Annotated in this window: 23 protein-coding genes; 13 read left to right on the top strand and 10 right to left on the bottom strand. The window is 66.1% G+C overall.

Annotation, left to right across the window (positions count from 1 at the left end; all coding sequences use genetic code 11):
* Positions 1 to 15 precede the first annotated feature (15 nt).
* The 5 genes from IB243_RS06340 to IB243_RS06320 all read right to left on the bottom strand — a co-directional run bounded on the left by IB243_RS06340 (position 16) and on the right by IB243_RS06320 (position 4,893).
* Positions 16 to 504, bottom strand: a complete 489-nt coding sequence (locus IB243_RS06340) for a tripartite tricarboxylate transporter TctB family protein (RefSeq protein WP_010463410.1) — start codon at positions 502 to 504, stop codon at positions 16 to 18.
* A 138-nt stretch (positions 505 to 642) separates the two neighbouring features.
* Positions 643 to 2,436 (bottom strand): GspE/PulE family protein, encoded by a 1,794-nt coding sequence (locus IB243_RS06335; protein WP_010463408.1) that lies wholly within the window; start codon positions 2,434 to 2,436, stop codon positions 643 to 645.
* Positions 2,437 to 2,482: 46 nt separating this feature from the next.
* The gene (locus IB243_RS06330) at positions 2,483 to 3,247 is read right to left on the bottom strand and encodes a hypothetical protein (RefSeq protein WP_010463406.1); all 765 of its coding nucleotides are present in this window, start codon (positions 3,245 to 3,247) and stop codon (positions 2,483 to 2,485) included.
* A 9-nt stretch (positions 3,248 to 3,256) separates the two neighbouring features.
* Positions 3,257 to 3,907: a DNA-deoxyinosine glycosylase gene (locus IB243_RS06325; RefSeq protein WP_192425823.1), complete on the bottom strand. Its 651-nt coding sequence runs from the start codon at positions 3,905 to 3,907 to the stop codon at positions 3,257 to 3,259.
* A 158-nt stretch (positions 3,908 to 4,065) separates the two neighbouring features.
* Complete coding sequence (locus IB243_RS06320; RefSeq protein WP_192425821.1) at positions 4,066 to 4,893, bottom strand: TatD family hydrolase; 828 nt, start codon at positions 4,891 to 4,893, stop codon at positions 4,066 to 4,068.
* 122 nt (positions 4,894 to 5,015) lie between these two features.
* On the opposite strand from IB243_RS06320, the gene IB243_RS06315 reads away from it, so the two are divergent.
* From IB243_RS06315 to IB243_RS06295, 5 genes are all read left to right on the top strand, one after another.
* A complete protein-coding gene (locus IB243_RS06315) occupies positions 5,016 to 5,966 on the top strand; it encodes a S1C family serine protease (protein ID WP_192425819.1) in 951 nt (316 codons plus the stop codon).
* Positions 5,967 to 6,150: 184 nt separating this feature from the next.
* Complete coding sequence (locus IB243_RS06310; RefSeq protein ID WP_010463399.1) at positions 6,151 to 7,146, top strand: MoxR family ATPase; 996 nt, start codon at positions 6,151 to 6,153, stop codon at positions 7,144 to 7,146.
* Between the two features lie 9 nt (positions 7,147 to 7,155).
* Positions 7,156 to 8,178 (top strand): DUF58 domain-containing protein, encoded by a 1,023-nt coding sequence (locus IB243_RS06305; RefSeq protein WP_192425817.1) that lies wholly within the window; start codon positions 7,156 to 7,158, stop codon positions 8,176 to 8,178.
* 32 nt (positions 8,179 to 8,210) lie between these two features.
* Positions 8,211 to 9,254 carry a VWA domain-containing protein gene (locus tag IB243_RS06300; RefSeq protein WP_057226559.1) on the top strand — a complete coding sequence of 348 codons (1,044 nt, stop codon included), beginning with the start codon at positions 8,211 to 8,213 and terminating at the stop codon, positions 9,252 to 9,254.
* A gap of 46 nt (positions 9,255 to 9,300) precedes the next feature.
* Positions 9,301 to 9,549 carry a hypothetical protein gene (locus tag IB243_RS06295; RefSeq protein ID WP_010463393.1) on the top strand — a complete coding sequence of 83 codons (249 nt, stop codon included), beginning with the start codon at positions 9,301 to 9,303 and terminating at the stop codon, positions 9,547 to 9,549.
* Between the two features lie 55 nt (positions 9,550 to 9,604).
* On the opposite strand, the gene lolD is transcribed toward IB243_RS06295, so the two are convergent.
* Both lolD and IB243_RS06285 read right to left on the bottom strand, forming a co-directional pair.
* Entirely contained in the window at positions 9,605 to 10,294 is a 690-nt protein-coding gene (lolD, locus tag IB243_RS06290; protein ID WP_192425815.1) for a lipoprotein-releasing ABC transporter ATP-binding protein LolD, read from the bottom strand.
* Positions 10,287 to 11,540, bottom strand: a complete 1,254-nt coding sequence (locus IB243_RS06285) for a lipoprotein-releasing ABC transporter permease subunit (protein ID WP_010463389.1) — start codon at positions 11,538 to 11,540, stop codon at positions 10,287 to 10,289. Before IB243_RS06285 ends, lolD begins: the two co-directional genes overlap by 8 nt.
* Positions 11,541 to 11,622: 82 nt before the next feature.
* Between IB243_RS06285 and IB243_RS06280 the strand changes: the two genes are divergently transcribed.
* Positions 11,623 to 12,579 (top strand): phosphoglycerate mutase, encoded by a 957-nt coding sequence (locus tag IB243_RS06280; RefSeq protein ID WP_192425813.1) that lies wholly within the window; start codon positions 11,623 to 11,625, stop codon positions 12,577 to 12,579.
* Entirely contained in the window at positions 12,576 to 14,300 is a 1,725-nt protein-coding gene (gene recJ, locus IB243_RS06275; RefSeq protein WP_192425811.1) for a single-stranded-DNA-specific exonuclease RecJ, read from the top strand. Before IB243_RS06280 ends, recJ begins: the two co-directional genes overlap by 4 nt.
* Before the next feature lie 182 nt (positions 14,301 to 14,482).
* Here recJ and IB243_RS06270 read toward each other — a convergent pair whose 3' ends face one another.
* Positions 14,483 to 14,707, bottom strand: a complete 225-nt coding sequence (locus IB243_RS06270; RefSeq protein WP_057226547.1) for a 4-oxalocrotonate tautomerase family protein — start codon at positions 14,705 to 14,707, stop codon at positions 14,483 to 14,485.
* A 168-nt stretch (positions 14,708 to 14,875) separates the two neighbouring features.
* The gene (locus tag IB243_RS06265) at positions 14,876 to 16,705 is read right to left on the bottom strand and encodes a methyl-accepting chemotaxis protein (protein ID WP_192425809.1); all 1,830 of its coding nucleotides are present in this window, start codon (positions 16,703 to 16,705) and stop codon (positions 14,876 to 14,878) included.
* A gap of 286 nt (positions 16,706 to 16,991) precedes the next feature.
* Between IB243_RS06265 and IB243_RS06260 the strand changes: the two genes are divergently transcribed.
* Together IB243_RS06260 and IB243_RS06255 are read left to right on the top strand one after the other, a co-directional pair.
* A complete protein-coding gene (locus IB243_RS06260; protein ID WP_010463379.1) occupies positions 16,992 to 17,861 on the top strand; it encodes a 3',5'-nucleoside bisphosphate phosphatase in 870 nt (289 codons plus the stop codon).
* A gap of 13 nt (positions 17,862 to 17,874) precedes the next feature.
* Positions 17,875 to 18,510: an L-threonylcarbamoyladenylate synthase gene (locus IB243_RS06255; protein WP_010463376.1), complete on the top strand. Its 636-nt coding sequence runs from the start codon at positions 17,875 to 17,877 to the stop codon at positions 18,508 to 18,510.
* 182 nt (positions 18,511 to 18,692) lie between these two features.
* Here IB243_RS06255 and IB243_RS06250 read toward each other — a convergent pair whose 3' ends face one another.
* Complete coding sequence (locus IB243_RS06250; protein ID WP_010463374.1) at positions 18,693 to 19,895, bottom strand: methyl-accepting chemotaxis protein; 1,203 nt, start codon at positions 19,893 to 19,895, stop codon at positions 18,693 to 18,695.
* A 516-nt stretch (positions 19,896 to 20,411) separates the two neighbouring features.
* Here IB243_RS06250 and IB243_RS06245 point away from each other — a divergent pair.
* From IB243_RS06245 to IB243_RS06230, 4 genes are all read left to right on the top strand, one after another.
* Complete coding sequence (locus tag IB243_RS06245) at positions 20,412 to 21,080, top strand: site-2 protease family protein (protein WP_010463370.1); 669 nt, start codon at positions 20,412 to 20,414, stop codon at positions 21,078 to 21,080.
* A gap of 46 nt (positions 21,081 to 21,126) precedes the next feature.
* Positions 21,127 to 22,434, top strand: coding sequence for a tryptophan--tRNA ligase (locus IB243_RS06240; RefSeq protein ID WP_192425808.1), 1,308 nt, complete (start codon positions 21,127 to 21,129; stop codon positions 22,432 to 22,434).
* 244 nt (positions 22,435 to 22,678) lie between these two features.
* Entirely contained in the window at positions 22,679 to 22,945 is a 267-nt protein-coding gene (locus IB243_RS06235) for a hypothetical protein (RefSeq protein WP_010463366.1), read from the top strand.
* Positions 22,946 to 22,992: 47 nt separating this feature from the next.
* Positions 22,993 to 24,018: a formylglycine-generating enzyme family protein gene (locus IB243_RS06230; RefSeq protein WP_192426327.1), complete on the top strand. Its 1,026-nt coding sequence runs from the start codon at positions 22,993 to 22,995 to the stop codon at positions 24,016 to 24,018.
* The last annotated feature ends 79 nt before the right edge of the window (positions 24,019 to 24,097 follow it).

The following is a 24,097-nucleotide window of genomic DNA, read 5'->3' as shown; positions in this document are numbered from 1 at the left end:
GGTCGGTGCTCCTGCTTAACCCGTGATGAAACTCGGCCACACAGGGAACTGCAGCTTGAGCGCCCAGACGAATGCCACGTAGCTGCCAATGGCAAGCACCGTGGCCAGCACGAATACGGCCTTTGCATTGAACTCGTTGCCAGCCAGGCTGGAAATGAAGGTCAGTGCATAGATGCCGACGATGAGGCCCATCGCCGGAATGCCCAGGCTGGGCAGGCCGCCGAGCAGGATGCCGAACGCGAAGTTGGCAGCCAGGATGAAGAACAGCGGCTTCCAGGCCCACTTTCCAATCTTGTCGCCATCCTGGGTCTCGACCGTGGTGGCTTTGAAGGTGATCGCGCTGCCGATGATGGCCAGCAAGATACCCAGCAAGAGGGGAAAGTAGCCCGGGCCCATGCGGGCACCGTTGCCGACGTTGTACGTGGTGGCACCCCACGCAAACGCTACACCAACCCCCATGAACATGAGGCCGGCAAAGAAGTCTTTTTGACTTTTGATTTTCACGAATTGTCTCCTTGGCGGAATCTCGACTGCGCGATTGTGCGGGCAACCAGGGTCCGTGCGGATGTGGATTCCACCTACATCCGGTAACGCTTGCCCCGGTTCCCGGCTGGCGCAGATCCAAGGAGACGACCGCCGTCCCTATTCCAGGGGGGGTGTGGCGGAAATCACCTCATCCAGGGTGGTCAGCCCCTCTGCCACCCGCAGCGCGCCCGCCAGGCGCAGGGGCCGCATGCCATCCTGCACGGCCTGCCGGCGCAGCTGGTCGATCGAGGGCGCCTGGTTGATCTTCTCCTTGAGTGCCTCGGTGACGGTCAGCAGCTCATACAGGCCCATGCGCCCACGGTAGCCCCCCATGCGGCAATCCACGCAGCCTACGGGCTTGTACGGGTGGTAGCCGCCACTGAGTTTCCAGGGCTTGACCACGGCCATCAGCGTCTCGCGTTCCGCCGTGTCGTCCTTTTGTTTGCATTGCTTGCACAGCGTACGCACCAGCCGCTGGGCCAGCACCCCGAGCAGCGTGGCATTGAGCAGATAGGGCGGGACTCCCAGCTCCATCATGCGGGTGATGGCGGACGGTGCGTCGTTGGTGTGAAGCGTGGAGAACACCAGATGCCCGGTCAGTGCGGCCTGGATGGCCATCTCGGCCGTCTCCAGATCGCGGATTTCGCCCACCATGATGATGTCGGGGTCCTGGCGCATGAGGGCACGCAGGCCTTCGGCGAAATTGAAATCGAGCTGGGGCTGCACCTGGGTCTGGTTGAAGCTGGGCTCGATCATTTCGATCGGGTCTTCCACCGTGCTCACGTTGACCTCTTCGGTCGCCACCCGCTTCAAGGTGGAATACAGCGTGGTGGTCTTGCCCGAGCCGGTGGGCCCCGTCACCAAAATGATGCCGTGCGGGCGCTTGACCAGGCCTTCCCAGCGCTCGGCATCGTGCTGGGCAAAGCCCAGGGCGTCGAGGTCCTTGACGGCGTTGTCCGGGTCGAAGATCCGCATGACCATCTTCTCGCCAAACGCCGTGGGCAAGGTGGAAAGGCGCATTTCCACTTCGTCCCCGCGCTGGTTGCGCGTCTTGATGCGGCCATCCTGCGGACGGCGCTTTTCCACCACGTCGATGCGACCCAGGAGCTTGATGCGCGAGACCATGGCGTTGTGCACCCCCATGGGCATCTGGTAGACCGGATGCAACACCCCGTCAATGCGAAAGCGGATCACGCCCTGGTCGCGCCGTGGTTCCAGGTGGATGTCGCTGGCACGCTGGTCGAAAGCGTACTGCCAGAGCCAGTCCACCACCTTGACCACGCCCTGGTCGTTGGCGTCGAGCTGCTTGTTGCTCTTGCCCAGTTCCACCAGTTGCTCGAAGCTGCTGCCCCCGGAATTGCCGCCCGCCTTCTGTGCGGCACGCACCGACTTGGCCAGGGCAAAAAACTCGGCGGTAAACCGGTGAATGTCCAGGGGACTTGCCACCACGCGGCGGACCGTGCGCCGGGACTGCCGCTCCACCTCGGCCACCCAATCGTCGATGAACGGCTCGGCCGTCGCCACCACCACTTCCTTCGTGGTCACCTGCACGGGCAGCACCTTGTGGCGCTCTGCGTAGGTGGCGCTCATGGTTTCGGCCACGCGCCCCACGTCCACCTTGAGCGGATCGATGCGCAAATAAGGCAGGCCCGCCCGCTTGGCCAGGTATTCAGACAACGCCTCGATGTCCAACGGCTTGCCATCGCTGGCACGCTCCATCGCCACGTTGGCCAGGCGTACCAGCGCGTGCTGGGAGCTCTCGGCCTGTGAACAGCGGGCGATGGTGCGTTGCGCTTCTTCGGGGGCGATGACCTCGTCATCGCTGAGCCACTGCACCATGCGCCGCCAGTCCACCGGGCCGACGTAGGGCCGGGTTGTCTTGTTGTCCGGGGAAACCAAGGATGTTTTCATCAAGAACCTTTCCAGATTGGGGCCATGCAGTGCGGTGGATGGCCTCTCAGGCCACCACGGGCTTGAACGCCCGCAGCCACTTGGTCGTGGGCAGATCCCAGCGCGCCTGGATGGCTTCGGCGCGTTCTGCCAGTTCCGCGCGCTTGGGGCGCGTGGGTGTTTTCTGGGCGAGCACCACCGTGTTGCCCTCCCGGGTGGGCTTGAAGGCCCAGAGTGCCTTGTCCCCAAAGGCCGCCGCCATGCTCTGCAGGCTGCGGTCAAAGCTCGATGCTCGGCCGAACAGGTTGACCGTCATGCAGCCCGTTTCGGTTAACAGCCCCCGGCAGTCGGCGTAAAAATCGGGGCTGTCCAGCACGGGGGCGGCTGCCTCGTGGTCGTACAGATCCACGGCCAGCGCGTCCACGGTGCCCTGCCACATGGGGTTCTGGATCTCTTTCGCCGCATCGGCCAGCACCACGCGCAGCTTGGGGCCGTCGGGCGGCAGCTTGAACCACTGCCGACACACCGCCAGCACCTGGGGGTTGAGTTCGATGGCTGTCGTGCAGATGCGCAGCTTCTTGTGGCAAAACTTGGTGATGGCCCCTGCCCCCAGCCCCAGTTGCATGGCGTGGCCCTTGGACACCAGCGCCGGGTCGGCAAACAGAAGCCACGCCATCATGCGCTGTACATACTCCAGCTCCAGCACAAAAGGCTCGGCTATGCGCATGGAGCCCTGGATCCAGGGTGTACCCAGGTGCAGATGGCGGACTTCGCTGTCATCCGAGACGCTGACTTCAGGCAGTTCTTGCGGTTTTTCTTTTTTGCGGGTCATTCACAACAGTCAAAGCAGGCGGTGGGCCGACATCAGCGCCGCCCAGGCGGCCAATTTGCGTTCAAAACTCCAGGAGGCGTTGGCCGGACTGGTCGAGGGCAAGCGGTGCGAAGCGATGGAGCAGGCGGGACCAGGCTCGGAACCTGTACCCCATAGCCCTTCGGGTAGCACACCATCGTGCGCCGCAGCGCGGGGGTTGCGAAAGCTGTTCAGCACCGCCGGGGCGTGCTTGAAGCTTTCGCCACCATTGTGGGCGACGGCGGCAAGCTGCGGACACGCCACCTGCAATCGCGCAAAGTCGTTGACCCGCGCATTGCGGATGCTGGTGTCCAGGCTGCCTTCCCGCTCGCAGCTTTCATATACATCCCAGAGGCCGAGCCCCCGTGCCAGCAGCCAGTCGCAGCGTGCGGCATACCCGCCATCTCCCGCAGGCGGCAAGGGGTGCTGGGGCCAAAGCGCTTGCAAGATCTTCCAGAAATGGTTCTGTGGGTGCGCGTAATACTGGCGCAGCCGCAAGGAGGCCGCCCCCGGAAAACTTCCGAGGACCAGCACCACCGTGCCCGCGGACACCACCGGCGGCAGCCCCTCCAGGCGCACCGGTGGGGCTGGCGCCGGGGCATCAGGGATAGGTGGGGGCTGCGTCAGCGCGGCGTCGGGCATCCGCCGATTCTGAACCGAAACCCATCAGCAACCCCGTGAGGGCCTCAAAAAAAACGATAGCTGTAAACCCTTTACCACAAAGCGCTGGCCTCCTAAAAACCTACCAATTGATGGCTCAGAACCTGTTCACGATATCGCGGGAGATCGTGAACAGGTTCTCAAAACGAGACCAGCGCTTGCAACCGGGGCAGTGCCCCCAGCGCATTGGCGCAGGTGATGCCCGCCAAAACCTCCCGCGGCTGGTCACGCACCTCTGCCAATGCGTTGGCAATGCGCGGGAGCTCGCCGGGTGCATTGCGCCCTTGGGCCAGGCCTTCAGCGCGCTGGGCGGCGGTGGCATACAACCAATGGGGAGGAATGTCAGGAGCATCGGTCTCCACCACCAGGGCCTCTGCGGGCAGTTCTGCCGCCAGGCGGCGCAGCTGCAGCGCCCGGTCGTAGGTCATCGCACCGCCAAACCCCAGCTTGAAACCCAGGGCGATGAACGCCTGCGCCTGTTGCAGGCTGCCATTGAAGGCATGGGCGATGCCGCCTTGGACCGGCAGCTCTCGCAGGCCCTTGAGCAGCCGGTCGGATGAGCGGCGCACATGCAGGATCACCGGCAGATCGAACCGCCGTGCGAGCTGCAGTTGCACGCGATAGAACCGCTCTTGCCGGGCAGCGTCCAGGCCGGGCACAAAAAAATCCAGGCCAATCTCTCCGATAGCCACCAGGCGCGGGTCTGCCCGGTGCTGCACCAGCTCCTGCGCCAGCAGCTCCAGATCCGCGTCGTGCGCGCGCCCTGTGTAGAGGGGGTGAATGCCCAGCGCATAGCTGTCGCCGTGCCGGTGGGCCAACGCCCGCACCGTGGCCCAGTTGCTTCGCTCCACCGCCGGAATCACACAGTGGGCCACGCCCTGGGCCCGCGCCTCGGCGCGCACGGCATCGCGGTCAGGGTCAAACTCCGGCGCATCCAGGTGGCAATGGGTATCGATCCAGACAGTCATAGGGCGATGATGCCCCATCAGGCCCTCAGTCCTGAAACCTTGCCAGTGCACTCTGCGGCGATCCGTGCTAACGTGAAAACCGTGCGCCGTCTCGCGGCGTCTTCCGTAGAAAAGGTGACAGGATGCCCCGGCCCGCCCTCTACAGCAGCTCCCGCCACACCCGCCGCTCCCCGCCGGAGCCGGTTGAACAGGCGCCTGCGCCCACCGCACAGCCAGCGGCCGGCATGGACGCCACCCTGCCCAACCCGCCCACCTCGCCCACCACCCAAGCGGCCAGTGCAAACCTTTCGCGGAGCCATCTGCACGCCCTTTGGGCACTGATCGCGCTGCTGGCCACGCTGCTGCTCTACAGCCTGTGGCTGCACCAGCGCCCCACTGCCCACCGGATTACCCAGGAAGACATTGACGCCGCTGTGCTGCGCACGCTGGAGACCACCACCCCGCCCTCCGCCGCCGCCCGTGCGGTGGAAGCGATTTCGCCCTCCATCGTGCGCGTGGTGGGCTACAGCCGCAGCAAGAACGGCAAGGAAGAGGTGGAACGTGGCATCGGCACGGGCGTGGTGATTGTGGACAAAGGCGTCATCCTGACCAACCTGCACGTGGTGGCGGGCGCGGACCGCATTGCCATCACCTTCCACGACGGCCTGGAAACCACCGCCAGCATCACGGGTGCCCAGCCCGAGAACGACCTGGCCGTGCTGCAGGCCCACAAGGTGCCCGACGATCTGTTCGCAGCCCCGCTGCGCTCCACCCAGGACCTGCGCCCCGGCGATCACGTGGTGGCCGTGGGCTTCCCGTTTGGCATCGGGCCGTCGGCCTCAGCGGGCGTGATCTCGGGCCTCAAGCGCGAATTCACCTCGCCCGAAGGCAAGCGCCAGCTCAGCAATCTCATCCAGTTCGATGCTGCAGCCAACCCAGGCAACTCTGGTGGGCCGCTGGTCACGCTCGATGGCGAGGTGGTAGGCATCGTCACCGCCATCTTGAACCCCACTTCAGCCCGCACCTTCATCGGTATCGGCTTTGCGGTGCCCATCGAGAACGCGGCGTCGGCCGTGGGCATGCCGCCGTTTTAGTATGAAACACCCTCTGAGTCGCTTCGCGCCTTCCCCCTCAAGGGGGACGAAACCCTCACACGGAGCGGAGGCGACATCTGCACATCGCGGCGGCCCTTGCTCGGTGTCCCCCGCCTTGGCCGCGCCCGCCGCGTGAGCTTGGAACAGTTTGCACGTCGTTGATCACTGACAAGGAAGGAAACCCATGGAATCCACAACGAACACCGCGACACTGATGGAACAGGTGCTCTACGAAGTCAAACGCGTGGTGGTGGGCCAGGACCGTTTTCTGGAACGCGTCATGGTCGCCATGCTCGCCCAGGGTCACCTGCTGGTCGAAGGCGTGCCCGGCCTGGCCAAGACGCTCACGGTGAAGACGTTGGCCTGCACCATTCAGGGCAGCTTCAAGCGCATCCAGTTCACGCCCGACCTGGTGCCCGCCGATCTGGTGGGCACGCGCATGTACAACCAGAAGACCGGCGAATTCAGCACCACGCTGGGCCCCGTCTTCACCCACCTGCTGCTGGCTGACGAAATCAACCGCGCGCCCGCCAAGGTGCAAAGCGCCCTGCTGGAGGTGATGCAGGAACGCCAAGTGACGATTGCGGGCGAAACCCACAAGGTGCCCGAGCCCTTCCTGGTGATGGCCACGCAAAACCCCATCGAGACCGAAGGCACCTACGCACTGCCCGAAGCCCAGGTGGACCGCTTCATGATGAAGGTGCTGCTGGGCTACCCCACCGAGGAAGAAGAATTTGTGATCGCCCAGCGTGCACTCGACCTGCCCGTGCAGGTGCTGCCCGTGGCCACCACGGCGCAGCTGGCGGCGCTGCAGGCCGAGTGCCGCACCGTGTATGTGGACCCGTCGATGCTGCAATATGCCGTGAAACTGGTGGCCGCCACCCGCGAGCCCACGCGGCATGGCCTCAAGGACCTGGCGGGCTACATCAGCTGCGGCGCCAGCCCGCGCGCCACCATTGCCCTGGCCGAGGGCGCCCAGGCCCTGGCCATGCTGCGCGGGCGCAACTATGTGCTGCCCGAGGACATGACCGACCTGGCGGCCGACGTGCTGCGCCACCGCATCGCCCTGTCGTACGAAGCGCTGTCCGAAGGGCTGGATGCCGATGCCCTCGTCAAGCGCATCATGGCCAAGATACCGGCGCCCGCGCGCCCTTTGCACCACGAGCAAAAAGCCGCTTGAGCCCCCGCCATGAACAGCAAGCCGCCTGAAACCTCCGCCACGGTCCACACCCTGCCCACACTGCCCGGGCAGGCGGACCGGCTGCTGCGCGAGCTGGAGTGGAAGGTGATCCGCCGCCTGGACGGCCTGCTGCAGGGCGACTACCGCACGCTGATGCGCGGCAGCGGCCTGGACCTGGCCGACCTGCGCGAATACCAGCCGCACGACGACGTGCGCCACATCGACTGGAACGTGACCGCGCGCCTGAACACGCCCCATGTGCGCGTGTTCACCGAAGACCGCGAGATGACCGCGTGGTTTCTGCTCGACCTGAGCCCGTCCATCAATTTCGGCCCGCAGGGCAACGCCAAGCGCGACATCCTGACCGGCTTTGTCGCCGTGTTGTCGCGGCTGCTGACACGCCACGGCAACCGCGTGGGCGCCATGCTCTACGGCGCAGGCAATGCACCCGCCCGCGCCGTGGATGCGGTGTTACCACCTCGCAACAGCCGCGCCCATGTGCTGCATCTGGTGCACCGGCTGTTGACGCCGCCCGCCCCTACCACCGGCACATCAAAACCCGGCGGAGGCGCCACAGAACTGCATCGTTTGTTGCAAACAGGGTTGGCCAACCTGCGCCGCCGCTCCACCGTCTTCGTGGTGTCCGACTTCATCAGTGCACCCGGTTGGGAAAAGCCCCTGGCCCAACTCGCGCAGCGGCACGACGTGGTCGCAGTGCGCCTGCTCGACCCGCTGGAGCTGGAACTGCCCGATGTGGGCCTCATCACGCTGCACGATGCCGAAAGCGGCGAACAACTGCAGGTGGACACCCACGACGCGGGCTTTCGCCGCCGCTTTGCCCACCTGACGGCCGAGCGCGAGGCGGCGCTGCGCGAAGGGCTGACCCGCGCGGGCGCCGACACGCTGGAGCTGTGCACCGACGACGACCTGGTCGACGCCCTGCTGCGTTTCATGGACCTGCGCCAGCGCCGGGTGCGCACGTCCCGAGCCTCTACCTCCCGTGCGGCAGACCCGGCACAGCGCGCCGCCTGAACGAACCGCACCCCCGCCCGAAGGAACACACCATGGTTTTTCTCTGGCCCACCCTGCTCTGGCTGTTGCTGGTCGTGCCGCTGCTGGTGCTGCTGTACTGGTGGCTGCTGCACCGGCGCAAGAAAACAGCGCTGAGCTATTCGAGCCTGTCGCTGGTGCGCGAGGCCATGGGCCCAGGCCAGAACCTGCGCCGCCACCTCCCTCCCGCGCTGTTCCTGCTGGCCCTGGTGGCGCTGCTGCTGGCCGCCGCGCGCCCGCTCGCCGTCATCACGCTGCCCTCGCAGGACCAGACCATCATGCTGGCCATGGATGTCTCGGGCAGCATGCGCGCCGCCGACGTGGAGCCCGACCGCATCACCGCTGCGCAAAACGCCGCCAAAGCCTTTATCGCCGAGCTGCCGCGCCATGTGCGCGTGGGCATCGTGGCCTTTGCCGGCAGCGCCCAGCTGGCCCAGTTGCCCACCCAGAGTCGCGAAGACCTGGTGAAAGCCATCGACAGCTTCCAGCTGCAGCGCGGCACCGCCACGGGCAACGGCATCATGCTGTCGCTGGCCACGCTGTTCCCCGACGCGGGCATCGACATCTCCGCCCTGGGCGGCCGCCAGGCCATGCGCCCCAAGCCCATCGACGAAATCGGCAAACAAGACCCGGCCAAGGCGTTCACGCCCGTGGCACCCGGCTCCTACACCTCGGCCGCCATCATCATGCTGACCGACGGCCAGCGCACCACCGGCGTGGACCCGCTGGAGGCCGCCAAGTGGGCAGCCGACCGGGGGGTGCGGGTGTACACCGTGGGCGTGGGTACGGTGGCGGGGGAGACCATCGGCTTTGAAGGCTGGTCCATGCGGGTGCGGCTGGACGAAGAAACCCTGAAGGCCGTGGCCACGCGCACCAACGCCGAATACTTCCACGCGGCCACCGCAGCGGATTTGAAGAAGGTGTACGAAACGCTCAGCTCACGGCTGACGGTGGAAAAGAAGGAGACCGAGATCTCCGCCCTGCTCGCCTTGGCGGGCGCAGCGCTGGCCCTGCTGGCTGCGGCGCTGTCGGTGTGGTGGTATGGGAGGGTGATGTAACCAGCAAGCATGTTCGTCAACACGACGACCCAACCAGGAGACATCCATGCGTTCTTTGATCCGGGCTTGCGCCCTTGTGCTCGTCGCCACGGCCGCCGGCACCGCCATGGCCCATAACTGCCCCAATGAAATGAAAGCCATCGACGCCAAGCTGGCCACCAACCCGAGCCTGACGGCAGACAACGCCGCCAAGGTCAAACAGCTGCGCGCCGACGGCGAAGCGCACCACAAGGCGGGCAAACACGACGATTCGATGAAATCCCTGGCCGAAGCCAAGAAGATTCTCGGTATCTGAGCCGCGCCCCGGCCCGCATCCCCGGGCGCAGCGGTGGCGCCAAGGGGGCGGTGCTCTAGCTCAACCGCCCCAGCACCAGCCGCACCACGCGGTCGCAGCGCGCGGCCAGCGACTCATCGTGCGTGACCATCACAAACGCCGTGCCCTGGTCACGCGCCAGTTGCAGCATCAGGTCAAACACCCCATCCGCCGTGCTGCGGTCGAGGTTGCCCGTGGGCTCGTCGGCCAGCACACAGGCGGGCCGCGTGACCAGCGCCCGCGCAATCGCCACGCGCTGGCGCTCGCCGCCCGACAGTTCGGCCGGCCGGTGCATCAGGCGCTCTTTCAAACCGACGGAGGTGAGCACCCGCTCGGCCTCGGCATGGCATTGCGCCAGCGGCAGGCGGCGAATGCGCAGCGGCATGGCCACGTTGTCCAGCGCGCTGAACTCGGGCAGCAGGTGGTGGAACTGGTAGATAAAACCCAGGTGCTGGTTGCGCAGCTGGCCCTGGCGCTCTGCCGACAGCGAGGACATCTCTTCGCCCTTGAGGCGCACGGTGCCTGCCGTGGGCGCATCCAGCCCGCCGAGCAGGTGCAGCAGCGTGCTCTTGCCCGAGCCCGACGCGCCGACGATGGCCAGCGTTTCCCCGGCATGGATCTGAAGGTCCACGCCTTTGAGCACCGTCACGTCGAGGCGGCCTTCGGTGAATCGCTTGGTGAGACCCTTGGCCTCCAGTACCACCACTCCAACTTTCTGATCACTCATAACGCAGCGCCTCGGCAGGGTTCACACGGCTGGCGCGCCAGCTGGGGTACAGGGTGGCGACAAAGGCCAGCACGAGCGAGATGATGCCGATGGGCAGGATGTCGCTGCTTTGCGGCTCGCTGGGCATCTTGCTGATGAGGTAGATGTCCTTGGGCAGGAAGCTCGCGTTCAGCGCTTTCTCGATGGCGGGCACGATCACGTCGATGTTGAGCGCAATGCCAAGGCCCAGCAACAGGCCCACGGCTGTGCCGATCACGCCCACCATGGCGCCCTGCACCACGAAGATGCCCATGATGCTTTTGGGGCTCGCGCCCAGCGTGCGCAGGATGGCGATGTCGGCGCGTTTGTCGGTCACCGTCATCACCAGGGTGGAGACGAGGTTGAACGCGGCCACCGCCACGATGAGCGTGAGGATGATGAACATCATGCGTTTTTCGAGCTGCACAGCCGCAAACCAGGTGCGGTTTTGTTGGGTCCAGTCACGGATCAGCAGCTGGCCGCTGAGGCTGCCCGCCAGCTGTTGGGCCACCTCACGCGCCTGGTGCAAGTCCTTGAGCTTCAGCCGCACGCCCGTGGGGCCTTCGAGGCGGAAGATGCGCTGCGCGTCCTCGTGGTGCAGCAGCACCAGGGCCGAGTCGTATTCGTAGTGGCCCGAGTCGAAGGTGCCTGCCACCGTCATCTGCTTGAGCCGAGGCACCACCCCGGCGGGGGTGACCTGGCCTGCGGGCGCGATCAGGGTGACCACATCGCCAGCGCGCACGCCTAAAGCGCGGGCCAGCTCACCGCCCAGCACCACGCGAAACTCGCCGGGCACCAGCAGGTTGAGCGTTTTTTCGTTAGTGGCGGCCAGGTCCGTCACGGCGCCTTCCAGCGCCGGGTCGATGCCGCGCACCAGCGCGCCCTTCATGTCCTCGCCGCGCGCCAGCAGCGCCTGCGCCGCGACGAACGGCGCCGCGCCCACCACGTTGGGGTTCTGCTTGGCCTCGGCCAGCGTGCGCGCTGGGTCGGGCAGCGCCGCGCCCTGGGGCGCAAAAATCTCGATGTGCGAGACCACGCTGAGCATGCGGTCGCGCACTTCCTTCTGAAAGCCGTTCATCACCGACAACACGATGATGAGCGCCGCCACCCCGAGTGCGATGCCCAGCATGGACACGCCCGAGATGAACGAGATGAAGCCGTTGCGCCGCGTGGCGCGGCCCGCGCGCGTGTAGCGCCAGCCCAGGGCCAGTTCGTAGGGGATTTGCATGGATAAGGAAAGAAGGCCTTGTGCTCCAGCGGAATGCCGGGCACGGGCCGGGGCAGATTGTGGCATCCCGGACAATAGGCCCATGTCGGACACCACCCATTTGCTCATTCCCTACGCCGCCAGCGCCTCCCCGGGATGCCAGCAAGCCCTGCAGGAACTCGCCCTGCCCCACCTGGACCGGCTTCTGGCCCGGCTCAGCCCCCACCCCGCCCACAGTGACAGCGGCGAGGAGACCAGCTTTTCCGCCCCCCACGAACGCGCCCTGGCCCGAGCGTTGAGCCTGCCCTTTGATGACGGCCGCATCCCCTGGGCTGCGTGGCACCGGCAACAGCAAGACCTCTCCACCAACGGAGATGCCTGGGCGTTTGTCACCCCCTGCCAGTGGCAGGTCAGCACCGACCATGTCACGCTGCGCAACCCCGAGCACCTCTCGCTGGACGAGGCCGCATCGCGCGCGCTGCTGGCTATCGTGTCGCCCTGGTTTGCCGAAGACGGCATCACCCTGCACTACGACCAGCCCACGCGCTGGCTGGCCAGCGGCCCGCTGTTTGCCCAGCTTGCCACCGCCTCGCTGGAGCGCGTGCTGCAGCGCGACGTGCGCGCCTGGATGCCGGATGTGAAACAAGCCCGCACACTGCACCGCCTGCACAGCGAGATGCAGATGCTGCTCTACACCCACGCCTTCAATGACGAACGCTCGGCGCGCGGGCTGCCGGTGATCAACTCGTTCTGGGTGCATGGCACCGGCCCACTGCCTGCGCCCGCGCCCTCCGCCACCACTGCGCCGACGGTGCCGGCGACGTTGCGCGACGCGGCGTTGAACGAGGACTGGCGCACCTGGGCCGCCGCCTGGACTGCGCTGGACGCAGGCCCAGTGGCCGACCTGCTGCGCCAAGCCGAAGGCGGCGCGCCCGTGCTGCTGACACTGTGCGGCGAGCGCAATGCGCTGGCCTTCCACAGCGCGCCCCGCACGCTGGCCCAGCGTTTTCAAAGCATTTTCAGGCCCCAGCGCTTTACAGACATGCGCGAGAAGCTATGAAAATAGTAGCAAGAGACATTCCCCCCCGCGCCGCCTGGGCGCTGGAGCAGGCCGGTGTGCACCCGCTGCTGGCCCGCCTGTACGCCGCACGCGGCGTGCGCGCCAAGGACGAACTGGACGACGGCCTGGGCCGCCTGCTGCCCCCCAGCGGTGAAAAAGGCCTCAAAGGCATCGACACCGCCGCCCGCCTGCTGGCCGACGCGATGGCGCAGAACAAGCGCCTCGTCATCGTGGCCGACTACGACTGCGACGGTGCCACCGCCTGCGCCGTGGGCGTGCGCGGACTGCGGTTGCTGGGCGCGCAGCACGTGGACTACCTCGTGCCCGACCGCGTGACCGACGGCTACGGCCTCACCGCACCCATCGCCCGCCGCGTGGCCGAGCGCGGCGCCGATGTGCTGATCACCGTGGACAACGGCATCGCCAGCGTGGATGGCGTGGCCGAGGCCAAGGCGCTGGGCCTCACGGTCGTCGTCACCGACCACCACCTGCCCGGCCCCGAGCTGCCGGTGGCCGACGCCATCGTCAACCCCAACCAGCCGGGCTGCACGTTCGAGAGCAAGTCCATGGCTGGCGTGGGCGTGATGTTTTATGTGCTGCTGGCCCTGCGGGCCGAGCTACGGGCGCGCGGTGTTTTTGATGCGGCCACCCAACCCAAGCTGGACCCACTGCTCACGCTCGTGGCGCTCGGCACCGTGGCCGACGTGGTCAAGCTCGACGCCAACAACCGCCGCCTGGTCGCCCAGGGCCTGAAACGCATCCGCGCAGGCCAGATGCCCGCCGGGGTGGCTGCGCTGTTCACCGCCGCCGGCCGCAAGGCACCGGTAGCCACCACGTTCGACTTTGGCTTCGCTTTAGGCCCCCGCATCAACGCCGCAGGCCGCCTGGCCGACATGACGCTGGGCATCGAATGCCTGCTGACCGACGACGCGGGCCGCGCCGCCGAGCTGGCGGGCCTGCTCGACGGCATCAACCGCGAGCGCCGCGAGATCGAAGGCGGCATGCGCGACCAGGCCATGCTGATGGCGGAGAGCCTGTTCCAGGAAGACGAGGAGCCGCCCCCGGCCATCAGCGTGTTCGACCCCGACTTTCACGAAGGCGTGGTGGGCATCGTGGCCAGCCGCATCAAGGACAAGCTGCACCGCCCCACCTTTGTCTTTGCGGCCAGCAGCGCACCAGGCAAGGAGCACGAGCTCAAGGGCTCCGGCCGATCCATCCCCGGCTTTCACCTGCGCGATGCGCTGGACCTGGTGGCCAAGCGCCACCCGGGCGTGTTGCTGAAGTTTGGCGGCCACGCCATGGCGGCGGGCTGCACGGTGGCCGAAGAAGCGTTCGAGGTGTTTGAGCGCGCCCTGGCCCAGGTGGCGCAGGAGTGGCTGGACGCCGCCACGCTCACCCGCCGCATCGAGACCGACGGCCCATTGGCCCCGGAATACTGCCGCGCCGACATGGTGGACACCCTGCACCACGAGGTCTGGGGCCAGGGCTTTGCGCCCCCCACCTTCAGCGAAGAAGTGCAGATCGTGAGCCAGCGCCTGGTGGGCGAATCCAAGAACCACCTGTCGATCAAGCTCATGCACCAGGGCAACCCGGTGGACGCCATCTGGTTCGGCCACACCGAGCAGCTGCCCGCACGCGTGCTGCTGGCCTTCCGGCTCGATGTGAACGAGTGGAAGGGCGAGCGCAAGGTGCAGTTTCTGGTCGAGGGGGCTCAGATCTAGGAGTCTGTCGGACTTGGAGCGTCGAAGCGAAAATTGGCCCCAGCGAGGACAGTTTTTGCCGGATTTGCAGCCCCATAGCCGAGCTATGGGGCAAAAAGACGGTGGAAAATGGACCGCTGAGGTCAATTTGCAGCCGACGATTTCCAAGTCCGACAGACTCCTAAGGCAAGGCCCCACCCCGCTCAGGCCTGCGCAGGGCCCTTGTTGCGCTGGCGGATCACCGTGACCGGCTCGCCGCCCTGGCCCCAGTTCTCCGGGTCCACCTCATCGATGATGACAGTGACAGTTTCAGGGCGCTTGTCCAGCACCTGCTGCATGAGCTGGGTGACGCCCGCAATCAAGGCGGCTTTCTGGGCTGCCGTGGTGGGCAGGTCGCGGCGCGCAAGGCGGATGTTGACCAAGGGCATGGGCAGGTCCTTTCGTCATACACAAAAAAACAAAACAAAAGGCAGCCGGGGCTGCCTTGGGGGCGTGGTGCAAAAAAAAATTTTGAGGCTTTTTGGCCTCTAGCGCCGAATGGAAAAGCGCTTTTAGCTATTATTTTTATAGCAAACCTTCGCCACGCTCAGCGATCTTCAGAAGCTTTCCCAGTCGTCATCCCCGCCTTTGGCCACAGCCCGGGGCGCCGGTGCTGCGGGCGTGGCCGATGGTGCCGGCGCAGCGGCGGGCCGGCGGGCTGGGGAGGGGGCCGAAGACGCCAGCCGGGCCGTTACAGGGGCCTTGGGGGCCTGGGGAGCCTTGAGGGGCTGTGGCGCCTTGGCGGTTGCGGGTTTGTTGCCCAGGGTTGTCCTGGCCGCTGGCGCGGGCCGTGCTGCCGCCGCCGGTGCCGGGCGGGGCGCTGCCGGTGCGCGAACCGCCATCGCGCCCACATTGAACACCGCCACCACCTCAGCCAGGCGCTGGGCCTGGTCGCGCATCGAGGCTGCGGCGGCGGTGGACTCTTCCACCAGCGCCGCGTTCTGTTGCGTCATCTGGTCGAGGTGCGTCACGGCCTGGTTGACCTGGGCGATCCCGTCGCGCTGCTCGGAGGAGGATGCCGTGATTTCTCCAATCAGGTCGCTCACGCGCTGCACGCTGGCCACGATCTCGCCCATGGTCTGGCCCGCCTGCGCGACCTGGGCAGAGCCCGACTCGACGTTTTCGACCGAGGCACTGATCAGGTTCTTGATCTCCTTGGCGGCCTCGGCGCTGCGCCCGGCCAGGCTGCGCACCTCGCTGGCCACCACCGCAAAGCCCCGGCCCTGCTCGCCCGCCCGGGCGGCTTCCACGGCGGCGTTCAGCGCCAGGATGTTGGTCTGGAAGGCGATGCCATCGATCACGCCGATGATGTCGCTGATCTTGCGCGAGCTGTCGGTGATCTGCTGCATGCTGGTGACCACCTGGCCCACCACTTCGCCGCCGCGTGCCGCCGCCTGGGCCGCCGTGCCCGCGAGCTGGTTGGCCTGGCGTGCCGTGTCGGCCGACTGGCTCACCGTGGCCGTGAGTTCCTCCATGCTGGCGGCCGTTTCCTCCAGGTTCGAGGCGGTCTGCTCGGTGCGGGCCGACAGGTCGTGGTTGCCGTTGGCGATCTGGATCGAAGCCGACGAGACTGAATCCACACCCACCCGCACCTCGCTCACCACACCGCGCAAGCGGGTGGACATGGCCGACAGGGATCTCAGCATGTGGCCGAACTCGTCCTTGCGGGTGGATTGCAGCTCGCGCGTGAGGTCGCCGGCAGCGATGGCGTCGATGGTTTCCACCGCCTCGTCCAATGGCACGGTGATGGAGCGCACCAGCTTCCAGGCCAGCAGCAGCACCACCACAATCAGCACGGCCGACACCACCAGGCCCTGGATGGCGTAGGCAACGCGCCGTTGCGTGGTCTCAGCCCGGATCTCGTCGCGGCGCTTTTGCAGCACGGCGACAAACTCGTCCTGTGCCTTGAGGTAGCGCCCGACCATGGGGGTGAGTTCGTTGTCCGCAAACTGCTGGGTGGCCACGCCATCGCCCGCGCCCTTGAGCTCCCAGGTCTTGGCAGTGGCGGCCAGCACCAGCTTGCGTTCGGCCAGCACCTTGTCGAGCGCCGCTTTTTCCTCAGGCGCCGTGGCACCGGCCACGATCCCCTCTTGAATCTTGTTGATGCCGCCAATGATCTCCTTGACCTTGGCATCGTACTGCTGGGCCAGCACCGCGTCGGTGGTGACGGCACCGCCCATCACCATGTTCACGGCGGTCTCGGTGGCACCCCGCCAGCGTATGGCGGCAGAAATGCGCTCTTCGATCTCGATGACCCGGTCCATCGCGCTCGACATGGAGCTGTTGGCCCGGTACTGCTGGAACCCGGAGATCAGGAGCATGGCCAGCATCAGCAGGATGAACGCACCCCACAGCTTGCGCGCTACGCGGATATTGTCGATTTGCATGGTTCGTCTTTCCTCGTAAACCTGGAAATGGGAGTTTGCGGCCATCACGTCGCCCGCAACACCCGATTGCATCAACAGCAGACCATAGCCTACGTCAGCCCGGACCCCGCCCCGGCCCATTGCCACACCGTTCTCCCCGGGAAAAACCCGCACCCTGGGCGCCAAAGGTGACAGGACAGCCCACCCCAGGGCTGCGGCACCATGCCAGATCTGCGAGAACCTGCCCACGACAGCCCAGGGGTCGCGCAGTGGCGCGCATTTTCGGTACAAGCCCTAAAATGGCACGGTGACACCCATACTGAACGCCGACCTGCATTGCCATTCCGTGGTATCCGACGGAACCCTGACCCCGGAAGACCTGGCCGCCCGGGCGAGGGCCAACGGGGTCGAGTTGTGGGCGCTCACCGACCATGACGAAATCAGCGGCCAGCACCGTGCCGCTGCCGCCGCCCACGCACAGGGCATGGCCTATCTCACAGGCACCGAAATCTCGGTCACGTTTGCCGACACCACCGTCCACATCGTGGGCCTGGGGTTCGACCCCGACAATACCCAGCTGGCCCAGGGCCTGGCCGCCACGCGCGGCGGGCGCGGCGAACGCGCCAAAGACATGGCCGAACAGCTGGCCCAGGTGGGCATTCCCGGTGCCTACGAGGGCGCGCTGCAGTTCGTGGGCAACCCGGCACTGATCTCGCGCACCCATTTCGCGCGCTTCCTGGTGGAGACCGGAGTCTGCAGGGACACGTCCGAGGTGTTTCGCAAGTACCTCATCGAGGGAAAACCGGGCTACGTGCCACACCGCTGGGCGTCCCTGGGCGATGCCGTGCGCTGGATCACCGAGGCAGGTGGCATGGCCATCATTGCCCACCCGGCGCGCTACAAGTTCAGTGCCAACGAAGAATTTGCGCTGTTTTCCGAGTTCAAGGCGCACGGCGGGCGGGGGGTGGAGGTTGTCACCGGCAGCCACAGCGCGGCCGAATATGTCACCTATGCCGCAATGGCGCAGGAATTTGGCCTGGCTGCGTCACGCGGCAGCGACTTCCACAGCCCGGACGAGTCCCACACCGACCTGGGGACCTTGCCGCTGCTGCCCGGCCAGCTTACCCCGGTCTGGGAGCTGCTCGCTGAACGCATTCGGCACCCCGCTGCCGTTTGAGACGCACTATTTCATGGCCCAGTATTTCGAAGTTCACCCCGACAACCCCCAGCCGCGCCTGCTCAAGCAGGGCGCCATGCTGCTGCAAAAGGGCGGCATCCTGGCCGTGCCCACCGATTCCAGCTATGCGCTGGTCTGCCACCTGGACGACAAGGATGCTGTCGATCGCATGCGCCGCATCCGCCAGGTGGATGACAAGCACCACCTCACCCTGTTGTGCCGTGACCTGTCGGAGCTGGCCAACTATGCCCGCGTAGACAACCGCCAGTACCGCCTGCTCAAGCTCGGTACGCCTGGCCCCTACACCTTCATCCTCGAAGCGACCAAGGAAGTGCCACGCCGCGTGAGCCACCCTTCACGCAAGACCATCGGCCTGCGCGTGCCCGACCGCAAGGGCCTGCAACTGCTGCTGGAGCTGCACGGCGCCCCCCTGCTGGCCACCACGCTGATCCCGGCCGGCGAGACCGAGCCCCTGAACGACCCGCAGGAAATCCGCGAACGCTACGAAAAGCTGGTGGATGCCGTCGTGGATGCGGGCGCCTGCCCGCTGGAACCCACCACCGTGGTGGACCTGACCCCCATGGGCACCGGCGGCGACCCCGAAGTGGTGCGCGAAGGCCGGGGCAGCTTGAAGGCTTTGGGGTTGTAAAGCTGAAATCCCGTGACCCGCCCTGCGCCCGCGCAGAGCGGTCTTGAGGGTCAGCAAAAGCGCCTTTCAGGCTACCGCACCCAAAACTGTCGCTGCCAAAGACCAGCGCCACCGTGGAACTGGCTCCGCCAGGCCACCGGTGGCGTCCCCCTGAGGGGGAAGCGGCGCAGCCGCTCAGGGGGCTACAACTTGAACGCACCCACGGCCTGCTCCAGGTCGCGCGCCTGGGCCGTGAGCGACGTCGCGGTGGAAACCGCGTTCTGCACCAGCGCAGCCGTCTCCTGGGTGGTGCCATCCATGTGCGACACCGCCACGTTCACATGGCTGATGGCATCGCTCTGTTCACGCAGGGCGATGGAGATTTCACCCAGCAGCGCACTGACCTGGCCCACGGCCGTCACGATCTCTTCCATGGTCTTGCCAGCCTTGCCCACCTGGCCGGCGCCGTTTTCCACCTGCTCGACCGATGCACTGATCAGCGCCTTGATCTCTCGCGCGGCCACGGCGCTGCGCTGGGCCAGGTTGCGCACCTCACTGGCCACCACGGCAAAGCCCCGGCCCTGCTCGCCCGCCCGGGCAGCTTCTACGGCGGCGTTCAGCGCCAGGATGTTGGTCTGGAAGGCGATGCCTTCGATGACCTGAATGATGTCCACGATCTTGCGGGAGCTGCCACTGATGGCCTGCATGGTCTGCACCACCTCGCCCACCACCAGGCCACCGTGCTCAGCGATGGCGGAAGCCTTGACGGCCAGGCCGCTGGCGGAATGCGCACGCTCTGCGTTCTGGCGCACGGTGGCCGTCAGCTGCTCCATGCTGGCGGCAGTTTCGGTGAGTGAAGACACCTGGTCCTCGGCGCGGCGCGAAAGGTCGGTATTGCCATGGTCGATGTCCACGGCCGAGGCGCTGATCGCGTCCGCATCCTGCTTGATGCGGGAGACCAGGTCGGTCAACGTGTCTTCCATCGTGCCCAGCGCCCCCAGCAGCCGGCCGAAATCGCCCTGCAGCTCGGTGCTGAACTCCTGGCTCAGGTCGCCCGAGGCCACGGTCTCCGCAATCAGGATGGCCTGGTTGAGCGGGCTCACGATGCTGCCGCGCAGGCCCATGAACCCCAGCAGCGAGAGCGCGATCACGGCCACACCGCCACCCACGATCCACCAGCGGGCGCTTTGCAGGTGCTCCTGTGCTGCCTGCGAAGCGCGCTGCTGGCCTTCGCCCGCCGTGGCAGCGGCACCTGTGCCTGCAGTGGACGACAGGGCACCCCGGTAGACATCCTCCGCCCGCGATATCCGAGAAAGCCCCATGCCCATGAGCACCGCCACGATGAGCGCAATGCCGCCAAACACCAGCAACAGGCGGGTTCCGATTTTGAATTGTTCAAATGGCACGGGATGGGTCTCCAGAAGCGTGACGTGACAAGAAGAGGCGCGGGTGGGGCAACGGGAGCGCAGCCGCAGTGCTGCAATTCGTAACCGTATGCGACATGCTATCAATGATTGGAAATGCGGACTAGCGGTTCGGACCCGGGGGCACGCGCCATGGCACCCGTGCAAGACGCATCCCCTTCGCCCTTTCAATGCCCATGAGGCGCCAGCGCATCAACCATACCGCTTTCAGCTATCTTTATGAGAGCACTTCGGATGCCACATCCCGCGTTCGGTGCAGGTTGTGTTTGCCGTTGTGCTTGCCGGTGTACAGGGCCTCATCGGCCTGTTGGAGCAGTTGCTGTGCATCGCGTGCACCAGGCGGCCACCAATGGCCTCAGGATCGCTGCGCGTGTGTGCCAAGAAATCCATAGGGATGGCGGAGTGTCTTCTGCTTGCCGAGGGGGATAGCGGCATTCCGTGCAGGCGAGGGCAGCGCTGTGGAAGGCCACCATGCGCTCTGTCTGAGACAATCGACCGGTGGACATCTCCAATCTCATCCAAACCGTTCTGATCTACGCCCTGCCGGTGTTGTTTGCCATTACCGTGCACGAGGCAGCCCATGGCTACGCCGCGCGCCACTTTGGTGACAACACCGCGTACATGATGGGCCGGATCACCCTCAACCCGATCAAGCACATCGACCCGGTCGGCACCATCCTGATGCCGCTGCTGCTGTACTTTGCGACCTCGGGCGCCTTCCTGTTTGGCTATGCCAAGCCCGTGCCGGTCAACTTCGGCAACCTGCGCAACCCCAAGAAACACATGGTGTGGGTGGCACTGGCGGGGCCGGCGTCCAACTTCATCCAGGCCATTTTGTGGGCTGTGGTGCTGGTCTCGCTGGTGGGCTTTGGGGTGGACGAGCGCTTTTTCATCGAGATGGCGCGCGCAGGCGTGCTGGTCAACCTCGTGATGTGGGCTTTCAACCTGTTTCCGCTGCCTCCGCTCGACGGCGGGCGCATCCTGGTGGGACTGCTGCCCTGGAAACAGGCGCACATGGTGTCCCGCATCGAGCCCTGGGGCTTCTTCATCGTGATGGGTTTGGTGATCGCCGGGGTGGTGGGCACACTGTGGCTGCGTCCCCTCATGGCCCTGGGCTACGGCGCCATCAATTTGCTGCTCACTCCGCTGACTGCCCTCCTGCGCTGACTCTCCTTCTCTCTCTTTCTCTCATTTCCCTGCAGACACCGTTCCCATGAGCACCACGCGCTTTCTCACCGGCATCACCACCACGGGCACGCCCCACCTGGGCAACTTCGTGGGCTCCATCCGCCCCTCGGTGGCGGCCAGCCTCGCGCCCGATGTGCAGAGCTTTTACTTCCTGGCCGACTACCACGCGCTAATCAAGTGCGAGGACCCGGCACGCATTCAGCGCTCCACGCTGGAGATCGCGGCGAGCTGGCTGGCCGCAGGGCTGAACCCCGAGAAGGTCACGTTCTACCGCCAGTCCGACATCCCCGAAATTCCCGAGCTGACCTGGCTGCTGACCTGCGTGACCGGCAAGGGAGTGCTCAACCGCGCCCACGCCTACAAGGCCAGCGTGGACAAGAACACCGCCGCCGGGCGCGAGCAGGACGACGGCGTGACGGCCGGCCTGTTCATGTACCCGGTGCTGATGGGCGCAGACATCCTGATGTTCAAGGCCCACAAGGTGCCCGTGGGCCGCGACCAGATCCAGCACATCGAGATGGCACGCGACATGGCTGCGAGCTTCAACCACCTCTACGGCGAGCACTTCGTGCTGCCCGAAGCCGCCATCGACGACCACGTGGCCACCCTGCCGGGGCTGGACGGCCGCAAGATGAGCAAGAGCTACGACAACACCATCCCGCTGTTCAGCTCGCGCGATCAGCTCAAGAAGCTGATCGGCGGCATCCTGACCGACTCGCGCGCACCCGGTGAGCCCAAGGACACCGAGGGATCGGCGCTGTTCCAGATCTACCAGGCTTTTGCCACGCCTGAAGAGACCGAGGCGCTGCGCAAGGCCTATGCCGACGGCATTGCCTGGGGTGATGCGAAGAACACGCTGTTCGAACGTGTGGACCAGGTGATCGCCCCCATGCGCGCACAGTACGAAGAACTCATCCACAACCCCGCCCGCATCGAGCAGACGCTGCTGGCCGGTGCCGAACGCGCCCGTTTGCTGGCCACGCCGTTCATCCGCGAGCTGCGCGCCGCCGTGGGCCTGCGCAGCCTGGCCCAGACCACTGCGGCAGCCAAGCCCGCCAAGGCAGCGAAGGCTGCGCTGCCTTCGTTCAAGCAGTACCGCGAAGCCGACGGAAAGTTCTACTTCAAGTTCGTGGATGCCGACGGCCGCCTGCTGCTGCAGAGCACTGGCTTCGATGCCCCCAAGGAAGCGGGCCAGGCGATTGCGCGGCTGCAAAAAGAGCCCGGCGCGCAGCAGGCACTGGCGCCGCACCTGTCCCCGGTGGATGGCGTGGCCGACGCCGACGTGGCGGCCGCGTTGCAGGCACTGGCCGAAGCAGCGGCCGCCGCTGCGTAGACCACCGCCGCGCGCGCGGCACGAGATCACGGTCCGCAAACGGCGGGATACTCATTTTTTAATAGCATTAAGCTCTTGATAGACAAGCGCCAGACGCCAAAAGAACTCGCAATCTGACGCCCCTGCATCCGTGCGGGGCCCTCCCAGGGAGCGCCAGAACAAAGAGTGTGGCGTCCGCGCACTGCGCCTACGCTGCAAAGCCGGCCATGTGCGTAAACTGGCCGCTCTGTTCTTGGAGATTCCCATGAAACTGCCAGTTGCCATCCTCTCCGTGCTTGCCGTGCTGGCGGGCTGCAACGCCACCGCCCCTCACCACCATCCCTCGGGGCCCATGGCATCGGGCCGCGACCGCACTTTCAGCGTACCCGTCTACGGGAACGACACGTCTCCCGCCTATGCGGCAGCCACACGCGAATGCCAGCCGCTGGCGCTGTTTCCCAAACTACTGCGCAACGATGGCTCGCGCCTGATTTTTGAATGCGTGAGCGAAGCCCCCGACCGCCAACCCTGACCCACGGCGTGGCCTGGTCTCAACGGCGCCTCCCCTGGGCGCATGGCATGGCCCTGGCGGCGGTGCTTGCCTGCGCCTATGCCCATGCAGGGCCTGAAAAAAACGCCGCGCCCGCCAGCTGGACCAACAGCCTGGGCATGGTCTTCCAGCAGGTTCCGGCGGGCAGCTTCACGATGGGTGGCGTGGAGCCGCCAGACGTCCTGGCACGCGCCTATCCCGCGCTGGAGCCCAGGCGCTTCACCGATCTGGCCGATGAAGGCCCGGCGCACACGGTGCGCATCCGCCGGGCGTTCTACCTGGGCCGGCACGAGGTCACCGTGGGGCAGTTCCAGCGCTTTATCGAGGCCTCGGGCTACCAGCCCGAATCGGAAGCCGATGGCACAGGCGGCTATGGCTACAACGCCCAGTACGACCCGGCCACCACGCGGCGCGGCGATGCTTTTGAGGGCCGAGACCCCCGCTATTCGTGGCGCAACCCGGGTTTTGCACAAGGGCCAGACCATCCGGTGGTCAACATCACCTGGAACGACGCCCAGGCCCTGGCCCGATGGCTGAGCCGTACCGAAGGCCACCACTACCGCCTGCCCACCGAGGCTGAATGGGAATACGCCTGCCGCGCAGGCACCCGCACCCGCTACCCCCATGGTGATGACCCGCAGGGCCTGCTGCAAAGCGCCAACACCTTCGACCAGGAGGCCGCACCCCTGTGGCCCCGCTGGCAGCAGCACGCCTTGGCGGGCAGCGACGGCCATGCGTTCACCGCACCCGTGGGCAGCTATGCACCCAATGCCTTTGGCCTGCACGACATGCTGGGCAATACCTGGGAATGGGTGTCGGACTGGCACGGGGACACCTACTATGCGCACTCCCCGCGCAGCGACCCAAAGGGCCCTGCAGACGGCACCGTGCGCGTGCGCCGTGGGGGCTCCTGGCACACCTGGTCGTTCTATGCGCGCTGCGGCTACCGCAACTGGAACAGCCCGGAGACACGCTACACCCTGGTTGGCATGCGGCTGGTGCGGGAAATCTCGCCCACGCCCCGCTCCCCGTCCCTGGGCGCCACCAAGCGTTAACAAATGTCAACCGGCTGCGGGGGCGTCGGAGCGTTCCAGCGCGGTCGACGGTTATCGCAAATAATCCGCAATTGCATTT

It is taken from the genome of Acidovorax sp. ACV01, from assembly GCF_014851495.1.
GTDB classification, from domain to species: Bacteria; Pseudomonadota; Gammaproteobacteria; order Burkholderiales; family Burkholderiaceae_C; genus Acidovorax; species Acidovorax radicis.
Note: the sequence above shows the minus strand (reverse complement) of the source record. Positions and strands in the feature narration are given on the sequence as shown.